The 13,914-nt window shown below is 50.0% G+C and carries 15 protein-coding genes; all 15 read left to right on the top strand.

Going from position 1 to position 13,914, the window contains the following annotated elements:
- Positions 1-11: 11 nt before the first annotated feature.
- The 15 genes from JJU14_RS04825 to JJU14_RS04895 all read left to right on the top strand — a co-directional run bounded on the left by JJU14_RS04825 (position 12) and on the right by JJU14_RS04895 (position 13,910).
- Positions 12-1,853, top strand: a complete 1,842-nt coding sequence (locus JJU14_RS04825; protein WP_228611463.1) for a flagellar hook-length control protein FliK — start codon at positions 12-14, stop codon at positions 1,851-1,853.
- Between the two features lie 83 nt (positions 1,854-1,936).
- Positions 1,937-2,455 (top strand): flagellar basal body-associated protein FliL, encoded by a 519-nt coding sequence (fliL, locus tag JJU14_RS04830; protein ID WP_228611464.1) that lies wholly within the window; start codon positions 1,937-1,939, stop codon positions 2,453-2,455.
- Between the two features lie 12 nt (positions 2,456-2,467).
- Entirely contained in the window at positions 2,468-3,556 is a 1,089-nt protein-coding gene (gene fliM, locus JJU14_RS04835) for a flagellar motor switch protein FliM (RefSeq protein ID WP_091341830.1), read from the top strand.
- 4 nt (positions 3,557-3,560) lie between these two features.
- A complete protein-coding gene (fliN, locus tag JJU14_RS04840) occupies positions 3,561-3,947 on the top strand; it encodes a flagellar motor switch protein FliN (protein WP_228611465.1) in 387 nt (128 codons plus the stop codon).
- A complete protein-coding gene (fliO, locus tag JJU14_RS04845; protein WP_228611466.1) occupies positions 3,947-4,516 on the top strand; it encodes a flagellar biosynthetic protein FliO in 570 nt (189 codons plus the stop codon). Before fliN ends, fliO begins: the two co-directional genes overlap by 1 nt.
- A 9-nt stretch (positions 4,517-4,525) precedes the next feature.
- A complete protein-coding gene (fliP, locus tag JJU14_RS04850; protein WP_228611467.1) occupies positions 4,526-5,272 on the top strand; it encodes a flagellar type III secretion system pore protein FliP in 747 nt (248 codons plus the stop codon).
- 1 nt (position 5,273) lies between these two features.
- Positions 5,274-5,543: a flagellar biosynthesis protein FliQ gene (gene fliQ, locus JJU14_RS04855; protein WP_091341823.1), complete on the top strand. Its 270-nt coding sequence runs from the start codon at positions 5,274-5,276 to the stop codon at positions 5,541-5,543.
- A 12-nt stretch (positions 5,544-5,555) separates the two neighbouring features.
- On the top strand, positions 5,556-6,329 hold the full coding sequence (gene fliR / locus JJU14_RS04860; protein WP_228611468.1) for a flagellar biosynthetic protein FliR: 774 nt from the start codon (positions 5,556-5,558) through the stop codon (positions 6,327-6,329).
- A 9-nt stretch (positions 6,330-6,338) separates the two neighbouring features.
- Complete coding sequence (flhB, locus tag JJU14_RS04865) at positions 6,339-7,475, top strand: flagellar biosynthesis protein FlhB (protein ID WP_228611469.1); 1,137 nt, start codon at positions 6,339-6,341, stop codon at positions 7,473-7,475.
- A gap of 100 nt (positions 7,476-7,575) precedes the next feature.
- Positions 7,576-9,678 carry a flagellar biosynthesis protein FlhA gene (gene flhA, locus JJU14_RS04870; protein ID WP_228611470.1) on the top strand — a complete coding sequence of 701 codons (2,103 nt, stop codon included), beginning with the start codon at positions 7,576-7,578 and terminating at the stop codon, positions 9,676-9,678.
- Between the two features lie 10 nt (positions 9,679-9,688).
- A complete protein-coding gene (gene flhF, locus JJU14_RS04875; protein ID WP_228611471.1) occupies positions 9,689-11,095 on the top strand; it encodes a flagellar biosynthesis protein FlhF in 1,407 nt (468 codons plus the stop codon).
- The gene (locus JJU14_RS04880; protein ID WP_300976162.1) at positions 11,088-11,972 is read left to right on the top strand and encodes a MinD/ParA family protein; all 885 of its coding nucleotides are present in this window, start codon (positions 11,088-11,090) and stop codon (positions 11,970-11,972) included. The genes flhF and JJU14_RS04880 overlap by 8 nt, the downstream gene beginning before the upstream one ends.
- Positions 11,969-12,688, top strand: a complete 720-nt coding sequence (locus JJU14_RS04885) for an RNA polymerase sigma factor FliA (protein ID WP_228611473.1) — start codon at positions 11,969-11,971, stop codon at positions 12,686-12,688. The genes JJU14_RS04880 and JJU14_RS04885 overlap by 4 nt, the downstream gene beginning before the upstream one ends.
- A 50-nt stretch (positions 12,689-12,738) precedes the next feature.
- Positions 12,739-13,122: a chemotaxis response regulator CheY gene (gene cheY / locus JJU14_RS04890; RefSeq protein WP_091341812.1), complete on the top strand. Its 384-nt coding sequence runs from the start codon at positions 12,739-12,741 to the stop codon at positions 13,120-13,122.
- Between the two features lie 26 nt (positions 13,123-13,148).
- Entirely contained in the window at positions 13,149-13,910 is a 762-nt protein-coding gene (locus tag JJU14_RS04895; RefSeq protein WP_091341810.1) for a protein phosphatase CheZ, read from the top strand.
- Positions 13,911-13,914: the final 4 nt, after the last annotated feature.

The raw sequence follows: 13,914 nt of genomic DNA on the forward strand, positions 1-13,914 counted from the left end.
GGAGAAGACGCATGGCGGATGCATTACAGATGTTCTTAATGACGGGCAGCCCCTTGCAGCTTGGTGCCGGCACTGCGGCTAAGACCGATGATGCAGAAGCACCGTTGAACTCTGAAACCCTGCCTTTTGCAGCCCAATTGGCTGAGGCTGGCGAGCAGCCAGTTGTTATGACGGAACGGCAAAAAGCTGCCGCTTCCTCGGTGCAGGAAAGCATGTTGCCAGAGCCGGTAAACCCTGAATCATTGCAGGCTATCATCACGGATGAGCAAAGTTCTGCCGATGATAAAGATGCTGCCAGAGCCTGGCTTGCCATCATTCGGGCCGGCCAGCAAGAAAGCGCCAGTATTACAGTGACAGCCGCATCGGCCAAGCAAGGGCGAGCGCTTTTGGTCGAAGCCTCGGAGGATTCGGAGGATAAGGAAGAGCGCACAAACCAGTATGGGTCTTCAGCGCTGCTTACTGCATCCGCGAAAGCAACGATGGCAAGCGAGTCAGACCTGGATAAAGCGAGTTTTCGCCTGAATGTCAAAGAAGACGTCAGCAAAGCGTCGAACAAAAGCGAGACAGCGGCTGAAGATGAGAGCTCACAGGAGGTGACTGATTCTGCCACGAAAGCTAACAGCAAAACGGTAACGGATAAGCAGCTTGTGGCTGTTCAAGCTCGTGAATTGGCGACAGACAAAGCAGCCGTTGGCAATGACAACAAAGCAGATGCTCCAAAGGCTTCACTGGTTCAGGCCGTTGGGCAGAGCACTGAAGCGCAAGTGCGTAAAACAGCCAGCCAAGATGTCGCGACAGACGATGTGCTGGATACTGAGGTTGAGCCGTCTGAGAAAGTGCTGTCAGCTGATATAACAAAACAATGGGCGGGTGAGGCAGCTTTGCAATTAGCAAAACCTAAAGAATTCAGAGTCGATGGCGGTCCAGTGAGCATGCCCGATCCTGTCGAAGATGAGACGGATGCCAACCAACAACAGTTGTTGCAAGACTCGATAGAATTGGCTGCTTCGCCTGTGCTGACCAAGGTACCACTCGCCGATGCAGGCAATCAGCAACAGACGCTGGCAGGGGCAGTGCAAGCCCGGGCTGAAGCCAGGGGCAGTGCAGTGCAGCCTGATACTCAATCAGGGCAGCAAAAGTCAGGCGAGCAAAAAGAGCAAAGTACTGCTAGTACTGCTTTCAGTGCTATGCAGCAAGCTCAGGCGGAGAATGAGCAGGCAGGTGGTGGTCGGTTCGATGCGACCATGACACAAGAGCATGCGGCTATTGAGCATAGCCAGCAGCGTGCTCAAAATAGCAGTCAGTTTGCTAACAGCCAGGGGCAAACCGGGCAAAACACCTCATCGCAGGCAACAGCTGCCAGCACAGCGCAAATGGTACAAAGCCAGGGCAGTGCCTCGGTCCAGACTACCAGCGCAACGTCTAGTGTCAGTGAGTTATTGAAACAGCCTTTGAACCTTCTGACAGCGGATGCGACAGGTCAGCTGCGAGAGCGCCTAGTGATGATGGTGCGTAACTCGGTACATAGCGCTGAGATCAAGCTGGACCCAGCGGAACTCGGTAGCATGCACATCCGAGTCAGTATGCAGCAGGATCAGGCCAGCGTGCAGTTTTTAGTGCAACAAGCCCATGCCAAAGAAATTTTGGAAGAACAATTACCAAAGCTGCGCGATATGCTGGGTGAGCAGGGTATTGAGTTGACGGATGGGCAAGTGTCGCAACAACAATCCGGTCAGCAGCAGAATGCAGGTGGCAATGGCAATGGCAAGATGGATGATGAAGAGGATCTGATGCAAGAACAACGTCTCCCGGTCGCTAAGCCCTCTAATCGCTTGGTGGATTATTATGCCTAGCCAGGTTTTTGCATGGCCGCTAATTGCGATCCAGCCAACCAGCGTTCACAATAGCAAACAACTGAGCAAGAATGAGGTCTGGCATGGCGGATGATAATGAACTGAAAATAGCGGAAGGGAGTGGCAAAAAGAAGCTGCTAATCATGATAGGAGCATCGGTTGCTATTTTGCTTATCGCTGTGGTTGCTGTGCTGTTCTTTTTTTCATCGGACGATAGTATGCCATCAGCAGGCGGCCCCGGGGCAGTCACCAGTGCGGATGGGACACCTGCAGCACCAACGGGGACAGCCTATTACGTGCCTTTGCCCAGGCCCTTTATTTTTAATGTACCGGGCAGTACCCGGGATCGTTTGGTACAAATTAGGGTGCAACTGTTGGTGCGCGGCAGCAACAACGATACGTTGGCTAAGCGACACATTCCGCTGATTGAAGGCACTTTGCTGCAAACGTTTAGCAGTGCCAATGCCGATGATTTAGTAACAGCGGCCGGTAAAGAGAGTTTACGCAATAAAGCTTTGAGCGATTTACAGCAAGAGCTGTTGAAAGTCACCGGGACAGTGGTGGTGGAAGAAGTCCTTTTCACCGGTTTTGTGATGCAATAAAAGGGTAGCGCCGTGACGGACTTATTGTCACAAGATGAAATTGATGCCTTATTACACGGCGTTGATGACATTGAAGAAGAAGAAATCGACGACGGTGGTGATGGCCCCGGTCGGTCTGCAACCGAATACGACTTCTCCTCTCAGGACAGGATCGTACGTGGTCGCATGCCAACCCTGGAGTTGGTGAACGAACGCTTTGCCCGTCATATGCGTATTAGCTTGTTCAATATGATGCGTCGTTCGGCAGAGGTGTCGATCAATGGCGTGCAGATGATTAAGTTTGGTGAGTACGTCCATACCCTCTTTGTGCCAACCAGCTTGAATATGGTGCGTTTCCGTCCACTCAAAGGTACTGGTCTGATTACCATGGAGGCCCGGCTGGTTTTTATTCTGGTGGATAATTTCTTTGGTGGCGATGGCCGCTATCATGCAAAAATTGAAGGCCGGGAATTTACGCCGACCGAGCGTCGTATTATTCAGATGCTGCTTAAGTTGATTTTTGAGGATTACAAAGAAGCCTGGGCGCCGGTGATGGATGTGTCCTTTGAGTACCTGGACTCGGAAGTCAACCCGGCCATGGCCAACATTGTCAGCCCGACTGAAGTGGTGGTGATCAGCTCTTTTCATATCGAGTTGGATGGAGGCGGTGGTGATTTCCATGTTGCCCTGCCTTATTCGATGCTGGAGCCTATCCGGGAATTACTGGACGCGGGTGTACAAAGTGATAAGGAAGATACGGATCTGCGCTGGAGTAAGGCCATGCGCGATGAGATCATGGATGTTGAAGTGGATCTGACTACCAAGATGCTGGATGTGGATCTCACACTAAAAGAAGTGATGGAGCTCAAAGCGGGTGATATTATTCCGGTTGAGTTACCGGATCATATTACCGTGCTGATCGAAGATCTGCCGACGTATCGTGCGAAGTTGGGTCGCTCCCGTGACAATGTAGCGCTGAAAATTATCGAGAAAATTAAACGACCGGAGTCGGTCAAGTCTGAATTGCATGTCTTTACCAAAGGCGGCCGCAGGCTGGATAGTGACGCCGATATTTCCGAACTGGAAGCCGATCTGAATTTGGCGGCGCGCAAAGAGGATTAAACAAATGGCTGATGATAAAGAAACCATGGATGATTGGGCTGCTGCCATGGCAGAGGCCGAAGGAACTGATGGCGCTACTGCAGTGGAGCTGGATGAGTTAAAAGAAGATGCACCGCCAGCCGGCGAGGATAAGCTAAAACTCGATACTATTTTGGATATTCCTGTCACCATCTCGATGGAAGTGGGACGTTCCAAAATCAGCATTCGTAATCTGCTGCAATTAAATCAGGGCTCTGTGGTCGAGTTGGAGCGGGTAGCTGGCGAGCCGTTGGATGTTTTGGTCAACGGCACCTTAATTGCGCATGGTGAGGTGGTGGTAGTCAACGACAAGTTTGGTATTCGGTTGACCGATGTGATCAGCCAGATTGAACGTATCAAGAAGTTGCGTTAATGCGGTTCATTTTTGTCCATACACTTTGGTTTTGCCTGCTGCTCAGTGGTGTACTGTTGGCGGTTGAACCGGAGCCGACATCTGACACTGAGGTTGAGGTAGTCGCTGCGCAGCTTGAGGCTGTCACTGCTGAACAGCCTCAGCAGGAGCTTGTGCTTGAAGACATTAAGCCAGTATCAGCGACAGAAGCGACCAGTTCGCCGTACCGCTTTGGTCAGGACAGAGCCGGTGGTGATCAGACGTTGAGCCGAGCTGGTTCTAGCTCAGGATTATCGCTTGGCAAAATCGTCATTTCTCTGGCATTCGTCATCCTTATGGTGTTAATGCTTGGGTGGGCTTTCAAAAAATTGACACTGCGGATCCCCGGCAGTCAACATATGAAGGTTATTAGCACCATTCCCCTTGGGCCTAAAGAAAGGCTGCTAGTGATTGAAATACAAGGGAAACAGCGAGTTCTTGGGGTGACCTCCCAGCAGATAAATTTCCTGTTTGAGCTCGACGAACCCTTGCCGGAAGAAAAGTTGGCATCAGAATTTCATAGTCAGTTGCAATCGTGGTTGAAAAAGTAAAAATGAACTATGTTGCGACTTATTCTGGTGCTACTGGCATGTGGTCTTAGCCCTGCAGTTTTCGCTGAGGTTGGCACCTTGCAAGCCATCAGCGTCACCACCAACCCAGACGGCTCTCAAGAATACAGTGTAACGCTGCAAGTTCTGGCCATCATGACTGCCCTGAGCTTTATTCCAGCTATGGTGATCATGATGACCAGCTTTACCCGCATCATTGTGGTGCTGGCCATACTAAGGCAGGCCATCGGTCTGCAGCAGTCGCCCTCCAACCAAGTACTGATTGGCATTGCTTTGTTCCTCACTTTTTTCATTATGGCGCCTGTCTTTAATGAAATTAACCAGCAAGCCTTACAGCCTTACCTTGCTGAAGAAAAAACCTCATTAGAAGCCGTAGAGTTGGCTATCGTACCTATCAAAGAGTTCATGCTGCATCAGACCAGGCTGCGCGATTTGGATACTTTTGCCAGCATCGCTGGTGTCGAGGAGGTGGATAATCTGATGGACTTGCCGATCACGGTGATCATTCCGGCTTTTATTACCAGTGAACTGAAAACGGCCTTTCAAATTGGTTTTATGTTGTTTATTCCATTTTTAATCATCGACTTGGTGGTGGCCAGTGTTTTGATGGCCATGGGTATGATGATGTTGTCGCCGATGATCATTTCGTTGCCTTTTAAATTGATGATGTTTGTGCTGGTCGATGGTTGGATCCTGGTGATGGGAACCATGGCCACCAGCTTTGGATTGGGGACTTAGCATGAGCCCAGAAGTCTTCGTTGATGTGCTGCGTGATGCACTTTACATTGTGATTTTACTGGTCAGTGCCATTATTTTGCCGTCCTTGTTTGTTGGTTTGATTGTGGCGGTTTTTCAGGCAGCCACCTCGATCAACGAACAAACCTTGAGCTTTTTACCGCGTTTGATTGTCACCATACTGGCATTGATTTTTGGTGGCCACTGGCTCACCCGAGTGATCATGGACTTTACCGAAGGCTTAATCCTTAGTATTCCATCCGTGGTTGGTTGAGCGAGGGCGGTTATGGAATTTCACCTGAACCTTATCATGCAAACTCTGGCAGATTTTTTGCTGCCCATGGCCAGGGTGAGCGGTGTGTTTATGATTATGGCTGGTTTAGGTACCCGTAACGTACCGATGCGCATTCGTGTACTGCTGATTGTCTCGTTAACGTTCATGATTATGCCAGTGATCCCGCCGGTACCAAACCCGGAGTTGATGTCGTTTCGCATGGTGCTGCAAGTGATGCAGCAGGTCACGATAGGCTTTGCTATTGGCTTTATGACGCTGATTTTTATTAATACTTTCATCGTTGCCGGCCAGGTGCTGGCGACCCAAAGTGGCCTGGCTTTTGCGTCGATGGTGGACCCAGCCAGTGGCATCAGCGTGCCGGCGATAGGTCAGTTTTATCTGATCCTCGCGACCCTGCTGTTCTTTATTTTTGATGGCCACCTGATCACCATTCAGATGCTGGTAATGAGTTTCGATACGCTGCCGATTGTCGATGCCTGGTGGTCGGTGCTGCAAATATGGGCGATTATTGAGTTTTCAGGCTGGATGTTTGCCACGGCTTTATCGATCACATTGGCACCGATCATTGCCATGTTGGTGGTGAACCTGTCATTTGGCATCATGACCCGGGCGGCGCCTCAGCTGAATATCTTTGCCATCGGCTTTCCCATTACTATGTTATCCGGTTTACTGATCCTTTGGTTAACGCTGGATACCTTCCTGATTCATTACGGCATTCAGTGGCAGATGACACTGGATTACACCTGCCGCGTCATCGGCTGTTAAGGAGCAACTATGGCTGAAAGTTCCAGTGGCGGTGAAAAGACCGAACAGCCCACCCCCAAAAAGATTCAAGACGCGCGCAAGAAAGGTCAAATCGCCCGCTCCAAAGATTTAGGCACTGCTTTTGTGTTGATCAGCAGTGCTACTGCTTTGTTGTTATTTGGACCCATGCTTGCGGGGCGGATACTGACGATTGGCAAGCGTATGTTCAGCTTGCAACCAAAAGATGTGTTTGATACCCAGTCGATGTTTTCCGCCTGGGGGGAGATTATGCTGCTACTGCTGCCACCCATGGTCATTATTTTTGCTTTTGTGCTGGTAGCCGCTTTTATCGGCAACTGCATGCTGGGAGGCTTTAATTTTAGCTGGGAAGCGGCAGGCCCTAAGGCCAGCAAAATGAGCCCAATTAAAGGGTTTCAACGCATGTTTGGCCTGCAGGCGCTGGTGGAGCTGGGTAAAAGTGTGTTGAAAGTGTTGGTGGTAATGGGCATGGCAATTGGCCTGCTTCGTCTGTTTTTCCGTGACATTATGATGTTGTCTGTGATGAGTGCGCCAAACAACATCGAGGATGCACTTTGGATCCTAGGTTGGATGTTTTTTGGTTTGTGCTGCAGTGTGATTATTATTGCCTTAGTTGATGCGCCCTATCAAGCCTGGAAGCACAACAAAGAGCTGATGATGACACTGCAGGAGGTAAAAGACGAACACAAAAACATGGAAGGGGACCCGAAAGTCAAAGCGCGTATTCGTCGCACCCAGATGCAGATGTCGATGAAGCGGATGATGCAGGAGGTGCCTAAAGCCGATGTGATTGTAACCAACCCAACCCACTACTCGGTAGCACTGCGTTACAAGCAAGGTCGGGATCGGGCCCCTGTGGTGGTCGCCAAAGGCATCGATATGATTGCCATGCAAATTCGTAAAATTGCCAAAGAACACAAAGTGCCTTTGGTGGAATCACCAGCTCTGGCTCGTGCTATCTATTACACCACTGAGTTGGATCGGCCGATCCCAGATGCCCTTTTTTCCGCCGTAGCTCAAGTGTTGGCCTATGTCTATCAGTTGAACCTATTTGTGAAGGGACGTGGCAAACGGCCACAAAAATTAAACAAAGAGCTGCCGATCCCCAGCGATTACTATTACGATTAACTGTTTTCAAGGCAATTACCCATAGGATTCATCACTTCCCGACAAGTTGGAGCAATTTTTGCTTTTGTCCTGCTAGCGCCAAAATTTTGTTGGAACAAGCATGCAGTTAGCCAGTTATTTCAATCGATTCGATCGCACCAAGCTGACCCACCTCAAAGGTTTGGGCACGCCATTTTTGATTATGGCTGCTCTGTCGATGGTGGTGCTGCCTTTACCGCCTTTTTTGCTGGATGTGTTGTTTTCATTCAATATTGCGCTCGCTCTGGTCGTATTATTGGTGACCATTTACACCTTGAGACCACTGGATTTTGGCATTTTCCCAACCGTATTGCTGGTGGCCACTATCATGCGGCTGGCCCTGAACGTGGCAAGTACCCGGGTGGTATTGTTGGATGGTCACGAGGGGGGCGATGCGGCCGGTAAAGTGATTGAGGCTTTTGGCTCAGTGGTCATTGGTGGCAACTACGCCGTTGGTTTAGTGGTGTTTTTGATCCTGATTATCATCAACTTTGTGGTAATCACCAAAGGTGCCGGCCGTATCGCTGAAGTAACCGCCCGCTTTACCCTGGACGCGATGCCCGGTAAACAAATGGCGATAGATGCCGATTTGAATGCAGGTCTACTGACGCAGGAAGAAGCCAGCGCTCGGCGAGATGAAGTGACTCAGGAAGCTGATTTCTATGGTTCGATGGATGGTGCCAGTAAGTTTGTAAAAGGCGATGCCATTGCTGGCATTGTGATCCTGGTCATTAACCTGGTCGGTGGTCTTTTTATCGGTATGATTCAGCATGGCCTGAGTTTTGGCCAAGCAGTAGAGGTTTACACCTTACTCACCATTGGTGATGGCCTGGTCGCGCAAATCCCGGCACTGCTGTTATCCATTGGTACTGCCATCATCATTACCCGTCAAAATCGCTCCGAAGATATGGGCAAACAGTTTACCGGCCAGCTGGCCAATATCCGGGTACTTTTTATAGCGGCTGGCGTACTGTTACTGATGGGTATTGTGCCAGGTATGCCACACTTTTCATTTATTTCATTGGCACTCATCATTGGTGGTATTGCCTATTTCATGCAGCGCAAAGAGCAGCAAAAAGTAGCTGAGCTGGTGACCCGGGGACCAGAGCCAGATAGCCGACAGGAAACGCAAACCATTAAAGAAATTGGCTGGGATGACGTTCAACCTGTTGATACTATTGGGTTGGAAGTGGGCTACCGCTTGATCCCCTTAGTCGATAAGTCACAGGGTGGAGAGCTGCTGACCCGTATTAAAGGCGTACGGAAAAAGCTATCACAAGAACTGGGCTTTCTGATCCCCGCTGTACATATTCGCGACAACCTGGACTTGGAGCCGAACAGTTACCGGGTGTCTTTGATGGGGGTCACCACTGGCGAATCCGAACTGCGGCATGATCATGAACTGGCCATCAATCCTGGCCAGGTGTTTGGCACCGTCAAAGGCATTGCTACCCGGGATCCGGCCTTTGGCCTGGAGGCGGTATGGATTGCCAAAGATCAGCGCGAACATGCGCAAACTCTGGGCTATACCGTGGTGGATGCTGCCACCGTGGTCGCCACCCATCTTAGCCAAATTCTGACCAACAATGCAGCCAGCTTGCTGGGGCACGAGGAAGTGCAGAACTTACTGGATATGCTGGCCCGGACCTCTCCTAAGCTGGTTGAAGGCTTGGTACCAGAAACCCTGCCTCTGACGACCGTAGTAAAAGTACTGCAAAACCTGCTGAATGAAGGGGTGCCAATTCGCGATATGAAAACCCTGGTACAAACCTTGGTGGAGTATGGAGCCAAAAGTCAGGATGTCGATGTATTGACGGCGGCTTGCCGCATTGCTCTGCGCCGGCTGATTGTGCAGGAAATTGCGGGGAGCCAGCAAGAGCTGCCGGTTATCACCTTTGCGCCAGAGCTGGAGCAGATGCTGCATCAATCCATGCAGGCTGCTGGCAATGACGGCGGTGGCATTGAACCGGGGCTGGCTGAGCGCATCCAGCAATCTTTGCAGGATGCCAGTCAGAATCAGGAATTGAATGGTGAGTCCGCCATTTTACTAACGTCAAGTATTTTACGCTCAGTGATGGCACGATTTGTGAAATACACCATTCCAGGGTTACGAGTTCTGTCCTATCAGGAAATTCCAGATGACAAGCAAATTCGTATTGTCAGTGTGGTAGGCCAGGCCAATTAGGAGATAGCCGATGAAAATTAAACGCTTTGTTGCCAAAGATATGCGCGCTGCGCTGGATGAGGTCAAAGAGTTCCTGGGTCCAGACGCCATTATCATGTCGAATAAAAAAGTGGCTGGTGGGGTAGAAATTGTCGCGGCTATCGACCCGGATGCCCAGCCTGCAGCGGTTGCCGCGCCTGCAGCGCCTAAAAAAGCAATGGATACCAACAGTGCTACTGTCTCTGCGCTGGCGGCTCGTCAAAGTGCCCTGCAGCAAAAAATGCGCGCTGAACCACCGGTAGATGATGAGGCTGACTCACTGAGGGCCCTGTTGGCTCGGCAGATGAGCAAGCAGGGTGGTCAGGGAGACTCGGTGAAAGCTGCGCCTGCAGGCAAGACAGTGCGGCAGGAAAACCGGACTGAGCGTCAAAACAATGGCGCTCAGCACTCTGTCAGCATGCAGGAGCTCAGTCAGTTCCAGGAAAAGCAACAGCAGCAATTGCAGTCCGAGTTTGCAGCCATGCGAAATGAGATGTTGTCGATGCGGCAGTTGCTACAGCACCAGGTTTCCGGTTTGATGTGGCAAGAGCTGGCCCGAACTGAGCCGGTGAGGGCTCTGGTGATTGAGCAGATGAAACAAATGGGGTTATCGTCGGCGATGGCCGATCAACTGGCGTGTTTTATGCCAGAAGATATTTCCGAAAGCCAAGCCTGGGAAACTGCCCTGGAACTGCTAGCTGGCCAGCTTAATACCGGTAATAATGATATTATGCGTCAAGGAGGTGTGGTGGCTCTGGTCGGTCCGACCGGGGTTGGAAAAACCACCACTGTGGCTAAGTTGGCCGCGCAGTATGCTCGTAAGCACGGCCCGGACCAGGTAGCTTTAATTACCACCGATACTTTTCGGATTGGCGCTCTGGATCAGTTGTCGACATTTGGCCGTATTATTGGTTGTCCGGTGCGTCAAGCCAAAGACAGTGAAGAGTTGGCTTTACTGCTGAAACAATTCGCCAATCGGAGCCTGGTATTGATTGATACGGCTGGAATGAGTCAGCGCGATCTGCGTCTGGCTGAAAAACTTGCTGCTCTGGTGCAGGATTCTCTTGTAAAAATAAAGAGCTATTTGGTATTGTCTGCTACAGCACAGGCTAGGGTGATGCAAGAAAGCGTTGAGCACTTCAAACGAATTCCTTTATCAGGTTGTATTTTTACTAAACTTGATGAATGCTTAAGCTTAGGTGAAGTCATTAATGCTGCGCTACAAAATGCCTTGCCGGTATGCTATTTGACCAATGGTCAACGCGTACCTGAGGATATTCGCATTGCCCGGGCCGATGACATCGTAGCGCAAGCTGAAAAGTTACGCATCGCATACAGTAGTACGGCTTATCAATGGGAATCTTCCATTGGCAGCCGAGCGGAAGGGGCCTATGCATAGTCATGAGCACATCGACGATCAGGCCGCAGGTCTGAGGACAATGAAAACGAACATGGTCAAAGTTATCGCAATTACCGGTGGTAAAGGCGGCGTTGGCAAGACCAATGTCTCACTCAATCTTGCTATTGCCATGGCACAGCTGGGCAAGCGCGTTATGGTGTTGGATGCCGATTTAGGCTTAGCCAATTGTGATGTCATGCTGGGACTTCGGGTGCACAAGAATTTGTCGCATGTGCTCTCCGGTGAAGCAGAGCTGGATGATATTCTGATCGAAGGTCCAGCTGGCATTAAAATCATTCCTGCTACATCAGGCTCGCAGAATATGACGGAATTAAGCCCGGCAGAGCATGCGGGCTTAATTCGTGCCTTCAGTGAAATGAAAACCCGGGTTGATATCCTGCTGATTGATACGGCTGCGGGTATATCTGATATGGTGATGAGCTTCTCCAGGGCGTCACAGGATGTGCTGGTGGTGGTATGCGATGAACCTTCCTCCATCACCGATGCCTATGCCCTGATGAAAATACTCAGTCGCGACCACGAGGTACAACGCTTTAAAATCATCGCCAATATGGTACGTAGTTTGCGCGAAGGTCAGGAACTCTTTGCCAAACTTACCCGGGTTACCGATCGCTTTTTGGATGTCAACCTGGAGTTAGTGGCTACCATTCCTTATGACGAAAATGTCCGTAAGGCCGCACGAAAGCAGCGAGCTTTTGTGGAAGCCTTCCCAAAAACCGGAGCCAGTCTGGCGGTGAAGTCTCTGGCCATGAAAGTGGTTAAATGGCCAGCCCCAGCGGGTGCCTCTGGTCATCTTGAGTTTTTTCTCGAGCAATTGGTACAGCAACCCGATAAAGCCCAGCGAGGTTTAGCGTGAATGCAAAATTGTCTGCTTATGGTGCGGCGGATCAATTAAACCAACTGATTGAGCGCCATGCCCCCCTGGTGAAACGTATTGCTTACCACTTGCTTGCACGGCTGCCGGCTAGTGTACAAGTCGATGACTTGATCCAGTCCGGCATGATTGGCTTGATGGAAGCTGCGAAAAATTTTGATGGTAGCAAAGGGGCCAGTTTTGAAACCTTTGCAGGTATCCGTATTCGAGGTGCTATGTTGGACGAAATGCGCCGCGGGGACTGGACACCACGCTCGGTTCATCGTAATGCGCGCTTAATCGCTGAGACCATTGCGGAATTGGAAGCAGAGCTTGGCCGAGATGTTAAAGATATAGAAGTTGCTGAAAAACTTGATATATCCTTAGATGAGTACCATCATATGCTGAGTGATGTTAGTTGCGGCCGGATCCTGGGGATTGAGGATTTGGGCGTTTCGGACGATGTACTGGCAACAGCCGATGAGCGGGAAACCGATCAGCTGTATGAAACGCAGGCGAATGCAGCGTTTCAACGCAGTCTGATGGAGACCATCAGCAATTTGCCCGAGCGGGAAGCATTAGTACTATCACTGTATTACAATGATGAGCTAAACTTGAAAGAGATCGGAGCCGTACTGAATGTCAGTGAGTCCCGGGTCAGTCAAATCCATAGTCAGGCGCTGGTTCGTTTAAAGTCCAGAATGCAGGATTGGTTGTAATCAAAAGTTATTGAACATGTCCGATAACGATTTTCTCAGCGGAGGGGATTTTGGATAAGAACATGAAAATTCTGGTGGTAGATGATTTCTCCACTATGCGTCGAATTATTAAAAACTTACTTAGAGATCTTGGTTTTACCAATGTTTCTGAAGCAGATGACGGCAGCACGGCATTACCAATGCTGCAAAGCGGTGATTTCGACTTCGTGGTGACCGACTGGAACATGCCTGGCATGCAGGGCATTGACTTACTTCGGGCAATACGTGCCGATGATAAGTTAAAGCACATTCCAGTGCTGATGGTAACTGCAGAAGCCAAGAAAGAACAAATCATTGCCGCGGCTCAGGCCGGTGTAAATGGCTATATTGTCAAGCCATTTACTGCAGCAACCTTGCAGGAAAAATTATCCAAAGTGTTTGAAAGGATTGGATAATCTGACGCAGACAAGGGAGTAATGCAATGTCCGCACTCACAGCACCATCCATTTCATTGGAGCAGGCCAAAGAGCTGGTTCAGTTACTTGAGATGGGTGAAAATGAAGCGGCTAATCAACTGGTACAGCAGATTGCCGTACCAGGCTCCGCAGAGCTTTTTTCTGAAGTCGGGAAGCTGACTCGTCAACTGCATGATTCGCTGAAGAACTTCCAACTGGATCCATCGCTCAATAACTTACTGGAAGAAGATATTCCAGATGCTAAAAAGCGTTTGAATCACGTGATTGACATGACCGAACAGGCTGCCAATAAAACCATGGATGCGGTAGAGTCCTGTTTGCCCATAGCCGACCAGTTGGGTCAAAACCTGCAAAGTATTTTACCGGACTGGCAGCGTTTAATGACTCGTGATTTGAAAGTCGGTGAGTTTAAATCTTTGTGTCACAATCTGAATGGCTTTCTTGATCAGGCCAATGCTGATGCTGGCACATTAAATAGCTTATTAACTGAAGTGCTGATGGCACAGGACTATCAGGATCTAACCGGGCAAATTCTGCGGCGGGTTATTGAGTTGGTCCGTGAAGTTGAAGATAGTCTGATTGGCTTGCTGACTGCCTTTGGAGAAAGCAACCCGGATTTACTGCCAGACACATCCAAACCACCAAAAGTGAAGAAACCGAAAGCGGCTGCAGAAGCCGAAGGCCCAATCATCGATGCCGAAGGTCGTGATGATGTGGTTACCGGGCAGGATGACGTGGATGATCTTTTGTCGAGTTTAGGGTTTTAAGAGG

This window comes from Alkalimonas sp., assembly GCF_020831925.1.
Lineage (GTDB): Bacteria > Pseudomonadota > Gammaproteobacteria > Enterobacterales > Alteromonadaceae > Alkalimonas.